The 9,826-nt window shown below is 65.2% G+C and carries 13 protein-coding genes; 4 read left to right on the top strand and 9 right to left on the bottom strand.

All coding sequences use genetic code 11. The features are described from left to right. Positions 1-311: 311 nt before the first annotated feature. Positions 312-548, bottom strand: coding sequence for a hypothetical protein (locus tag HNR09_RS01380; protein ID WP_179540418.1), 237 nt, complete (start codon positions 546-548; stop codon positions 312-314). Between the two features lie 166 nt (positions 549-714). Further along, positions 715-966, bottom strand: coding sequence for a Smr/MutS family protein (locus tag HNR09_RS01375; protein ID WP_179540417.1), 252 nt, complete (start codon positions 964-966; stop codon positions 715-717). Between the two features lie 241 nt (positions 967-1,207). Between HNR09_RS01375 and HNR09_RS01370 the strand changes: the two genes are divergently transcribed. Then, positions 1,208-2,044 carry an oxidoreductase gene (locus HNR09_RS01370; protein ID WP_179540416.1) on the top strand — a complete coding sequence of 279 codons (837 nt, stop codon included), beginning with the start codon at positions 1,208-1,210 and terminating at the stop codon, positions 2,042-2,044. A gap of 183 nt (positions 2,045-2,227) precedes the next feature. Here HNR09_RS01370 and HNR09_RS01365 read toward each other — a convergent pair whose 3' ends face one another. Further along, positions 2,228-3,082, bottom strand: coding sequence for an NAD(P)H-binding protein (locus HNR09_RS01365; RefSeq protein ID WP_179540415.1), 855 nt, complete (start codon positions 3,080-3,082; stop codon positions 2,228-2,230). Positions 3,083-3,227: 145 nt separating this feature from the next. Here HNR09_RS01365 and HNR09_RS01360 point away from each other — a divergent pair, with 145 nt between their 5' ends. Beyond that, complete coding sequence (locus HNR09_RS01360; RefSeq protein ID WP_179540414.1) at positions 3,228-3,806, top strand: TetR/AcrR family transcriptional regulator; 579 nt, start codon at positions 3,228-3,230, stop codon at positions 3,804-3,806. A 123-nt stretch (positions 3,807-3,929) separates the two neighbouring features. Here HNR09_RS01360 and HNR09_RS01355 read toward each other — a convergent pair whose 3' ends face one another. The 5 genes from HNR09_RS01355 to HNR09_RS01335 form a co-directional block, all read right to left on the bottom strand. After that, positions 3,930-4,694, bottom strand: coding sequence for a maleylpyruvate isomerase family mycothiol-dependent enzyme (locus HNR09_RS01355; RefSeq protein ID WP_179540413.1), 765 nt, complete (start codon positions 4,692-4,694; stop codon positions 3,930-3,932). A gap of 40 nt (positions 4,695-4,734) precedes the next feature. Then, entirely contained in the window at positions 4,735-5,328 is a 594-nt protein-coding gene (locus HNR09_RS01350; RefSeq protein WP_281366332.1) for a TetR/AcrR family transcriptional regulator, read from the bottom strand. A gap of 139 nt (positions 5,329-5,467) precedes the next feature. After that, entirely contained in the window at positions 5,468-6,040 is a 573-nt protein-coding gene (locus tag HNR09_RS01345; protein WP_179540411.1) for a CGNR zinc finger domain-containing protein, read from the bottom strand. Further along, complete coding sequence (locus HNR09_RS01340; RefSeq protein ID WP_179540410.1) at positions 6,037-6,615, bottom strand: GNAT family N-acetyltransferase; 579 nt, start codon at positions 6,613-6,615, stop codon at positions 6,037-6,039. Before HNR09_RS01340 ends, HNR09_RS01345 begins: the two co-directional genes overlap by 4 nt. Then, complete coding sequence (locus tag HNR09_RS01335) at positions 6,612-7,511, bottom strand: alpha/beta fold hydrolase (RefSeq protein WP_218881857.1); 900 nt, start codon at positions 7,509-7,511, stop codon at positions 6,612-6,614. Before HNR09_RS01335 ends, HNR09_RS01340 begins: the two co-directional genes overlap by 4 nt. Before the next feature lie 304 nt (positions 7,512-7,815). Here HNR09_RS01335 and HNR09_RS01330 point away from each other — a divergent pair, with 304 nt between their 5' ends. Together HNR09_RS01330 and HNR09_RS01325 are read left to right on the top strand one after the other, a co-directional pair. Then, positions 7,816-8,142, top strand: coding sequence for a YciI family protein (locus tag HNR09_RS01330; RefSeq protein ID WP_179540409.1), 327 nt, complete (start codon positions 7,816-7,818; stop codon positions 8,140-8,142). 102 nt (positions 8,143-8,244) lie between these two features. Next, positions 8,245-8,841: a hypothetical protein gene (locus HNR09_RS01325; RefSeq protein WP_179540408.1), complete on the top strand. Its 597-nt coding sequence runs from the start codon at positions 8,245-8,247 to the stop codon at positions 8,839-8,841. Between the two features lie 34 nt (positions 8,842-8,875). Here the strand turns inward: HNR09_RS01325 and HNR09_RS01320 are convergent, their stop codons facing one another. Beyond that, entirely contained in the window at positions 8,876-9,784 is a 909-nt protein-coding gene (locus HNR09_RS01320) for a cation diffusion facilitator family transporter (protein WP_179540407.1), read from the bottom strand. Between the last annotated feature and the right edge of the window lie 42 nt (positions 9,785-9,826).

Genomic DNA, 9,826 nt, shown 5'->3' with positions numbered 1-9,826 from the left:
GGGTCCTCGTCCCGTCGGCGTCCGATTCGTCCTCGTGGTAGCTGGGGTCGAAGCGTTGTTGGACGGCCTGGCGAGAGATGCCCAGGTGCTTCCCGATCCGCGCCCAGCTCAAGCCTGCTTCGTGGGCAGAGCGGACGGCTTCGGCCTGCAGATCAGAGCTCACCCGAGCCAAGTCCCCGAAATGACTGACGGACTGCAGCAGGCGTTCGGCTTCCGAGGGTTCGCGTGTTGTTCCGTCCGCCGTCTCCCCGAGGCGACCGACGAGTTTCGACAGTTCAAGTGCGAGCTGCGGGTCTTGAGCGCCCATCGGGTCAGTCCCGGTCGGCCGGCCGCCAGGCCGTGCCATGAGATGGGCCTGCGGGCCTGGTGAGTGCACTGACGAGGAGCCAGACGATGGCGAGGATGAAGGCGATCCAGCCCGTCACGCTCAGAATGAGCCCTGGCAGACCGATCCCGATCATCAGCCCGAACGCTCCGAGGGCGAGGCCAGCAATCAGGATGAACAGGAGAACAGCGCGGGTTCGGCGGATCTTCATGTCAGCAACCATGAAGCAAGCCTAGCTTGCCTGTGGGAATAGGTGCAAGGTCAGCTTGCCTCAATGTGTGTGCCGCTGGTTACAGTGCACCGCGACGGATGTGGTCGGGTGCCCGTTCATCGTGGGGGCGCGTCGCGCCACGGACGGCAATGGTGCCGCCGAGGTCAGGGCGACGCCGTCAGTGCTTGAAATGCACGAACACTCGCCCGAAGTTCTTGCTGTCCTTCTCCACCCGGTGGTAGCGGGCTTTGACGTCCTTGCGGTCCAAGAAGCGCAGCACGCGCTTCTTCAGCTGCCCGCTGCCTTTTCCTGGGATGATCTCGACGGTCTTCGCTTTGGTGCGCTCGGCCTCGTCGAGGATGTCGGCAAGCGCGCGGTCGATGTCCCGGCCCTTGTTGTAGATCTCGTGCAGGTCCAGCTTGAGTCGCATCGGTGCTCCTCGGCGTGGTCTCAGCTCAGCGTGCTGACGCACATTGAGCCCCACCCACAGGTCGTGGGGTGCCCCACCTGGGTCGGATCGGTGTTCGACGTGTCGCTGTGACCAGGCTACAAGCTCCATGCGGAGGCGCTCAGAGCTGACGCTGACGGTCCATTGACCGCAGATCGCCAATCTCTTAGGTTAGGGCTCGCTGGTACGCGACGGGCGGCCGGCCCAGTGGGAGGAGCAAGACATGGGTGGCGACGTCGCGCTCGTCACCGGTGGGTCCTCAGGCATCGGCGAGATCACGGCCCGGCAGCTGCACGACGCCGGATTCACGGTCTACGCCGCGGCACGTCGTGCCGACAAGATGGCTGGCCTCGAAGAGGCGGGGGTGCATACGGTCACGCTCGACGTCACCGACGAGGCCTCAGCCCGCCGGGCAGTCGAGGGGATCGTCGCTGAGTCAGGTGGGATCGACGTCCTGGTGAACAACGCCGGATACGGCTCGTACGGAGCCGTGGAGGATGTGCCCCTCACAGAGGCTCAGGCACAGCTCGACGTCAACGTCCTCGGCCTGGCTCGAATGGCCCAGTTGGTGTTGCCGGGGATGCGTGCGCGCGGGTCCGGGACGATCATCAACATCAGCTCGATGGGAGGCCGGTTCGTCACCCCGCTCGGCGGCTGGTATCACGCCAGCAAGTACGCCGTCGAGGCTCTCAGTGACGCGATGCGACTCGAGCTCGCCCCCTTCGGCATCGACGTCGTCGTCATCGAGCCCGGCTCGATCCGATCCGCATGGGGCTCGATCGCCGCTGAGAAGGTTCGCCACGCCTCAGGCTCCGGCCCGTATGCCCGGCAGGCGGAAGCCGTCGCGAAGACTCTCGATGCCAGCGCGCGCCCCGACTTCCGCGCGGCCTCCGATCCCGAGGTCGTTGCACGAGGGATCGTCAGGGCTGCGGGTGCGCGCCGTCCACGGTCCCGATATGCGATCGGCCGCGGATCGGCCCCGGCGATAGCGCTCAGCAGAGTCCTCCCGGATCGGGTGTTCGATCGCCTCATCGCGCGTGCCTTCGGTGTCCGACGATGACCACGGCCCGGCGGCTGTGAGCTCCTCAAGGTGTTACCGGACTACGAGCTGTCCTGGGCGGCGCGGGACGCCGTCGAGTGATGCACCCGCTTCCATGCGCGTGACGGTTTCGGGGGCCGCATCGAGGAGATGGCCCCCGTGGTTCAGGGGTAGAGCCCTGCCGTTCGCCGCAGCGGCATCTCGTCACTGGCCGATCTGCTCCTTCAGCAGATCGGTGACGTTGCGCGGAGTCCGGCCGAGGAGTCGGGTCAGCGTGGAGTCGGGGTCTGCGAAGTAGCCGTTTCGCGTGGCCTGGAACATCGACAGGGTGAAGCGGGCGGCCGGTTCCGGCATGCCGGCGTCCACCGCGTCGGCGACCCATGTCTCGTCGTCGACGACGACGCGCTCAATGCGGCGGTCCGTGAGCTCGGAGGCGGCTGCGGCGAAGTCCGCAAGGGCCACCGGCTTGAGGGGGATCAGATCGACAGGGCCGTCGAATACGGCGTCGCCGCTGAGGATCGCGGCCGCAGCCTCCGCTGCGTCACGCCGGTCCACCCACGGAAACGGGCCGTCGGCGGGCTTGGCGATCCTCTCTGTGTCCTGCCACGGGCCGAGCAGCGCGCCCAGGTCTCCGTAGAAGCCGTTGCGAAGGGCGGTCCACGGGGCCCCGGAGTCGGCGAGATGCTTCTCCGTGGCAGCGTGGATCGCCAGCGGGGGATATGGCGTGTCGAAGCCGGCTCCGAAGGTGCTGGTGTAGAGGATTCGCTCTGCTCCGGCCGCGACGGCGGCGTCGATCGCGGCTCGGTGCTGGGCGACGACGTCGGCGGCGACGTCACTGGAGGAGATCAGAAGCACCTGCTCCGCGTCGGCGAACGAGTGACGCAGGAGCTCAGGGTCGTCGTAGCTGCCCTCGCGCACCCGGACGCCGCGTCGCGCCAGATGTTCGGCGCGCGATGGGTCACGGACGCTGACGCCGATCTGCTCTGCCGGGACCCGCTGCAGAAGGTGGTCCACGGTGGCCCCGTTGAGGACCCCGGTCGCTCCGGTCACGATGATCATGGTGGTGCCCTTTCGTCGGGGGTCGGGGAGCTGAGGCACACCCCGACAGTGAAGTTGACTCGCATAGTCAAGTTTCTGTCGGGTATCATCGTGCATGAAATTGACTTGCATGGTCAAGTTGACGAGACCCATACGAGGAAGGCTGATGGTGACCGAGGCAGACACCTCCCCGACGCTGAGGTCCGATGCGCGCCGCAACGTCGACCGCATCAGCGCTGCGGCCATGGATGTGTTCCGTGAACGTGGTCTGTCCGTGCCGCTCGAGGATGTCGCGGCGGCCGCCCGCGTGAGCAAGGGAACCATCTTCAACAGATTCGGGGGGCGGGTCGGACTGATCGACGCGGTCATCGACGTCCTCGTCGCGGAGGAGATGAGAGGTCTCATCGAACGGGTGCGGCCGGTCCCTGATGTCGGCGAGCGGATTCGGGCCTACGTCGGTGGTTTGCGGGAGCTTCAGTACCGACTGCCAGCAGTCAACGACGTCCTGCTGCAGGAGTTTCCTGACTCGGAAGCGCTCATGGCGCTTTGTCAGGTGGCAGGGGGATTCCATGACGACCTGGTCGAGGAGGGGCATGCCGCCGGCGTCCTGGCCGACGGGTTCACACCCGGAGATTTTCAGGCGATGACCCTACACAACGCCCTTGCTCTCAAGTATGGTGGGCGGCCGCCCCGGGCGGACTACGATCGCCGAACCACGTTTGTCCTCGACGGAATCTGCACGTGAGGGCAGCATCCCGTCTCGTGCCACAGGGAAGCAGGGGTCTCTCGAGCTGGCGACGTGGTCGCGTCGCACTCCACCCCGACACCCCAGGCTGAGTCTCTACCTGAAGACCCGTGTCCGGGAGGTTCAGAACGGGACCTCTGTTGCGAGCTGCCCGGCGGTCCCCGGTATGCGTCCGCTGACTGCGCGGCAGAACTCGAACGGGTCCAGGGCGATGCGGTCACCATCCCCGGCCTGCCAATGTCCGCCCGCGGGTCCACTGAGCTCCAGGGTGTACGGCTCGCCGTGGCGTTGTGCCCATTCGTGCACGACGTCGTCGACGATGGTCCCTTCGTGCTCCGCAGTGGCAACCATCGGCAGCCCCGTGGCGCGGCTGATGTCGATCCGGTGCATGAAGGGGTCACGGGTGAGGATCACGTCGAGGAGATAGCCGAAGGTCCATTGACCATCTGTCTCGTCCTGCATCGTTCGATTTCGGAGGAAGGCCGGTGCTCGGCGCCTGTTTCTCACCGCCCGGGGGCTCAGTCTTTTGTATTCACTGACGACTTCGTCAGGAGTGAGGGTGAGGTTCTTCTCCACCTGCCAAGCTGTGAGCGCGTCGATCTGGAAGCCGCCCTGATGCTTCGCCCGGCGGGTGGCGGTCAACTGCTGACGCATGAGTTCGGGAACTGACGCGACCATCTGGACCATACCCAGCATGTGACCGGCCATCGCGCGCACGTCCCACGCGGGGCAGTCGGTCTGGGCAGACCACTGTTCAGGAGTCAGCCGGTCCAGAAGTTCAGAGACGCGCGCATACTCGGTGGTGGCCAGTCGCATCGCGGAATCGCGGTCAAGCTGAGGACGTCGTGCATTGTCTCTGGCAGTGGGTGTTTGCGAAGTGGGGCCCATGATGACTGCTCCTTGGTGCTGGATGTGGATGCGTGTGGGCTCAAGGCAGATCGAGGTGGTCGGCAAACATGTCCACAGCACGGTCGAGCAGGCGGGCCCATCGGTCGCCTCCCGGATCGTTGGCGTGCTGCGCGTCGATCAGGCCCCCTATCAGTGCCGTGAACAGATCCAGATCCTCCGTGGCGGTGATGCCGTGTCTGAGGAAGAGCTCTTGTGCCAGATCGAGTGTGGCGACCGCAGGGGCGTAGTTCTCCTCGCTGGGATCGAAACCGGGAATCGTTCGGAGGTTCATCAGCTGATGACGGGCCAGATCTCTGACCGCGAAGTCGAAGAAGGTGCGCGCGGTGAACCGGAGCGCCTCACGCGCATCGGCGGGCGCCTGGTCTTTGAGTGACTCGAAATGCGCGAGGCACTCGGTCCAGGCCTGGCCGAACATCGCATCGTAGATGGCGTTCTTCGAGTCGAAGTGCGTGTAGAGCGACGGCGCCCGCATGCCCACTCGGTCGGCCACCCCGCGCAGCGTGATCTGTGCCAGCCCTACTTCTCGTGTCATGTCCCAGGCGGCCTCAATGATCTCTGCCCGAGTCGCCTCACGACGCTCGGCCTGTCTATCACGCGTAGTTTTACCTAACATAGTTAGAAGAAGACCACTGTCGGCATCAGATTGTCCAGGTCCGCCAGCCGGCGCACCAGCACCTGCGTGTCAGGGGAAGACCTCATCTGGCTTCACGGGAAGTCTGGGTTGCTCGCCGTGGCGACGACGGCACCGGCCTTCAGCCATCCTGTGCGTTCGCCGACCGATAGCGGGCGGCTTTGGCCTGGTTTCCGCAGGTCTTCATGCTGCACCAGCGACGCCGACGGCCTCGTGACGAGTCGATGAAGAACCAGCCGCATCGGTCACAGGCGCGAATGGTCTGCGCTGGTGGATTGAGTATCAGCGTGATGGCACGCAGCGCCACGGTGGCGAAAGCGCCCTGCGCCGTGAGTGGCGTGGTGGTTCCGTCAGGGTGGATGCTCAGGTCCTCAATCCCGTGACGGGCTGTCCCGAGCAGTTCTGTGAATGCGCCTGAGGGGATCGTCTGATGGTCCTTCTGCGCGTCGAAGACCGTCCAGAGCAGTGCACGCAACGCACAGGCGTCCGCCAGATCGGCTTCCGTGGTTCCGCCACCCCGCTCCTCAGATGCGGGCAGCAAGCCTGTGCGGGCGAGCCAGGCGTTGAGCGCAGTGGTGTCGGTGAACAGGTCCGCGCCTGGTTCTGGCCGGCGACGGAAGACGGTGTTGGCGAAATCCAGGGCGAAGTCTCCAGCGATGAAATGATCCTCGACCCACTCGGTGGTGGCGGTCATGGCAGCTGGTACCTCATCACGGGCCGGTCGAACGAGGGGCGGGCGACCTCGATGAAACCGGCGGCGGCGAACGCGCTGGCGATACCGGTCATCGCGGTGTCCGGGCCGGCGGTCCGGCCATGGGGCGGCTCGACCGGGTAGGCCTCGACGGTCCGGATCGAGGAGGTCTCCGCCAGGTAGCCGCACACCGCCGTGATCCATGCTGCCAACAGGTCCTGACCCCGACGGTCTCTCCTGAGGAGAAGGCAGGCCAGCGACACGACCGGTTGGTCATCGATCGGCATCAGCAGGGGAGACCGTCGCATCCGGGGAAAGTCAGCGCGGTCGCCGAAAGAGCACCACGCCAGCGGTTCACCGTCGAGGGAGCCCACCACTCCTGGTGTCGCCGCACCTCCTGCCACGGCGCGCATGGCTGCTTTGTTGCCCTCGCCCTTGTTGGCCATCCACTCAGCGATGCTCAGTCGCCAGTGCATGCACCAGCAGCCACGTGATCCGCCCCGCTCGCCCATCACTGCCTCGAAGTCGGACCAGTTCTCCTGTGTCAACGGGGTGATCGTCCACTGAGGAGAAGTCATGCGGCCATCCTCGTGCGCTCGAGTATGTCGTGGACGAAGGTGACCAGGAGGTCTGCGACCTCGGTGGCGTGGGTCTCCAGAAGGAAGTGTCCGGCGTCGTAGATGTGTGCCTCGACATGGGCCAACGCCTGGTGGTACGCGAATACCTCAGCGATGTCGAACGCAGTGTCGTGGCGGCCCCAGAGCACCAGGCATGGCGGCTGGAACGCCGCATGGTATTCAGCGATCTCGGGGAAACGCGCCACGTGCTTGCGGTAGTCGTAGAAGAACTGGAAGTACACCTCCGTGTTGCCCGGTCGGCACAGGCGCTCCCAGTCCAGATGCCACGACTCTCGCGGGTGCAGCTCTGCGAGGTGTTCAGGCAGGCCCGCGAGGTAGGTGTCTCGAGTTCCCTCGAAGGTCAGCCATTCCGGCAAGGCGGCCCTGTTCTCCGCGGTCGGCTCCACCCAGAACCTGCGAGCAGAGTCCCATCCCTCATTGAGGCCCGCCTCGTGCGCGTTGCCGTTCTGCACCACGAGCCCCAGCACCCGCTCGGGGTGTCGAGTGGCCATGAAATACCCCACCGGCGTGCTGTAGTCCGTCACGTACAGCACGTACCTGTGCACACCGAGCTCCTCGATCAATGCATCGATCACGTGTGACAGGTTCTCGTAGGTGTACTCGTACTCGTCCACGCCAGGTGCATCGGAGAATCCGAATCCGGGGATGTCCGGTGCAACTACGTACGCGTGATGGCCCAGGATCGGCAGGACCTCACGGAAGGAGTGGGATGAGCTCGGGGCTCCGTGCAGCAGGATGACTGCGGTCGACGAGGGTACTCCCGCCTCACGGTAGCGCAGCTGCAGGCCCTCCACCTCCAGGTACCTGTGTCTCGTCTTCGCTGAGCGCTTCATCATGTCCTCCTGTTCTGCGGCAACTCCAAATAACCGTATCAAAGGCTTTTAACGGTTACTAGGCTAGGTTGCGCATCGGACGGAGGAGAGCGAGCAGCGGAGATTCGCCAGGCATACCGGCATAGTCCGGGAACATCCGCAGCACCGATACCGCCCATCAACCATCGTCACCGGGCAACCGGCCGATGTACTCTGACGACGTCATGATCAGGCTGCCGGGAATCTCGGCACACGATGCCCTCACCGAGCTGAGGGTGACCCACGGGCAAGGACCTGGCCCGAGTTTTTCGACCGGAGGGCGCCACACATGCCAACATTCATCGCCATCGGCTATGGCGACGCCGACGGGTACGAGAGAACGGCGCCGGACGTTCGCGGCCGGGCGCACGCGCATGACGAGAAACTGCGCGAGCACGGTGCGCGAATGGGCATCGCGGGGAGACCGGTACAGGTCCGAAACCCGGAGGGGGCAGGTGCCCACTATCAACCCGGCACCTTCATGAGCTCAGACCTGCCGGTCGCAGGGTTCACCATCATCGAGGCGAAGGACCTTGACCATGCAGCAGCTCTGGCAGCCGATACTCCCTGCGCGGTCGCACACGGTGTCGTCGAGGTCTGGCCCTTAGGGGACTGACCCAGATCGCGCTCAGGGAGCCTGAAACGCACGGCGGCGCTTCCCGGTGTCGTGAGGGGGCATCGTTGAGGCCGCCGTGGCCGTTGAGTAGGATCGTGCCTCATGAGACCAGCGGCAGAGCCCGCCCCGCTGCACCGGGTGTTCATCCTGAGTTGGATCATGGCGCGCGCCTTCACCCGGCACCGGCCCGGGGCGATCATGGCGTACCCTCTGTCTCTGCTGATCGTGGGGTTCTCCGCGTTGCGTCGGCAGCTCTACGAATCTTCAGATGGCCATGGCATGGTCGTCTTCGGACGCTTCCGGCTCCTCCACGAGATCATCGCAGGAGTGCTGCTGGCACTGCTCTTCATGGCGGCCCTCGTCCTGGTCGTAGGCAACGACGGGCCGATGGGCATCGGCTTGGCCGCCCTCCTGTGGCTGCCTTTCATCGTGGGTCTGTGGCAGATGAGTGCCGGCTCGCTCTCGGCGACCCCGACCGGGCCTGAGACCCCCGTGGGGGAGCGGTGGCAGGTCGCGGCTCTGGCTCAGAGGCCAGGAACGAGCATGTCTGCGCTGCTCCTGACCCGCAACCTCATGGGCACATTGCCTCGTGGCGCCGTCGCCGTCGCGGCAGCCGATGACGATGACCTCTTGGCAGCCTGTGAGCGATTCGGATTCACCCGAGGCAAGGGCCGAAGGGTCTTTCGTGTCGTCACATGATCGCGGTTCCGCCTCCGGGCTCTGACGCCTGCGCCTAGACCAGCTGCGGATCCGTCGTGACGGCCACTGTGATCCAGCTGTTCGGGTCTCCGTGCCCCAGCTCGTCGGTGACCTCGCGACGGATGGCGTCCCAGTCCTCCAGCGGGCGCTCTGGCAGGCCTTCTGGGACGAGGAAGACCAGTTCCACCTGGCGTGATCGTCCGACCGTGGCTGTGTACACATGGCTCGAGAGGAAACCCTCATCCGCGGTCACCCGTTCAGCGACGTTCTCGACTTCGCGACGCAGCGGGGCTGGTGTGGCGAGTCCTATCTCGGACAGCGCGCGCCGGAACGTCGAGAACGGCAGTGGGATCAGCACCGTCGCGACGATGATCAGGATCAGCGGGTCGACGTATGGCGTCAGGTGCTCAAGGTCGGTGCCGTCGAGGAAGATCCCGACGACGAATGCCACGAGAAGGGCGCTCGTGACGCCGCCGGTCATGATCCAGCCTTTGACGTCCATGGCGACCAGTGCAGAACCGATGCGGCGATTCGCGCGGTGTTCGACGAGTGCGAACACGGTGGTCAGCACCATCACGACGACCGCGTAGATGATGGCCGGACCGAACTCCATCTCCCGGCCGCCCGAAAGGAGCGCCGACACGGCTTGAGCCACCGCGTATCCGGCGATCAGCATCATCAACAGTGAGCTGAAGGCGAGGAGAAGAGGCTCCAGGTGCCAGAATCCCATGCTGAACCGCCTACTGACGCCCTGTGTGGTGGAGCGGAGGATCAGCCGCGCCACCCAGATCGACAGGATGGAGATCACCGCGTCCACGATCGAGATCATGCCGTCGAAGATGATCGCGAACGAGCCGGACACCAGCCCGAAGCTGATGCCCAGTGCTGACACCATAAGAACGCCTGCCAGTGAGATGGACAATGCCTGCTGTTCCGTGCGCATGGTTCCTTCTCCCTTCGCGGCAGATCGCCCCATCGTCTGCCA

Source organism: Nesterenkonia xinjiangensis, assembly GCF_013410745.1.
Lineage (GTDB): Bacteria > Actinomycetota > Actinomycetes > Actinomycetales > Micrococcaceae > Nesterenkonia > Nesterenkonia xinjiangensis.
Note: the sequence above shows the minus strand (reverse complement) of the source record. Positions and strands in the feature narration are given on the sequence as shown.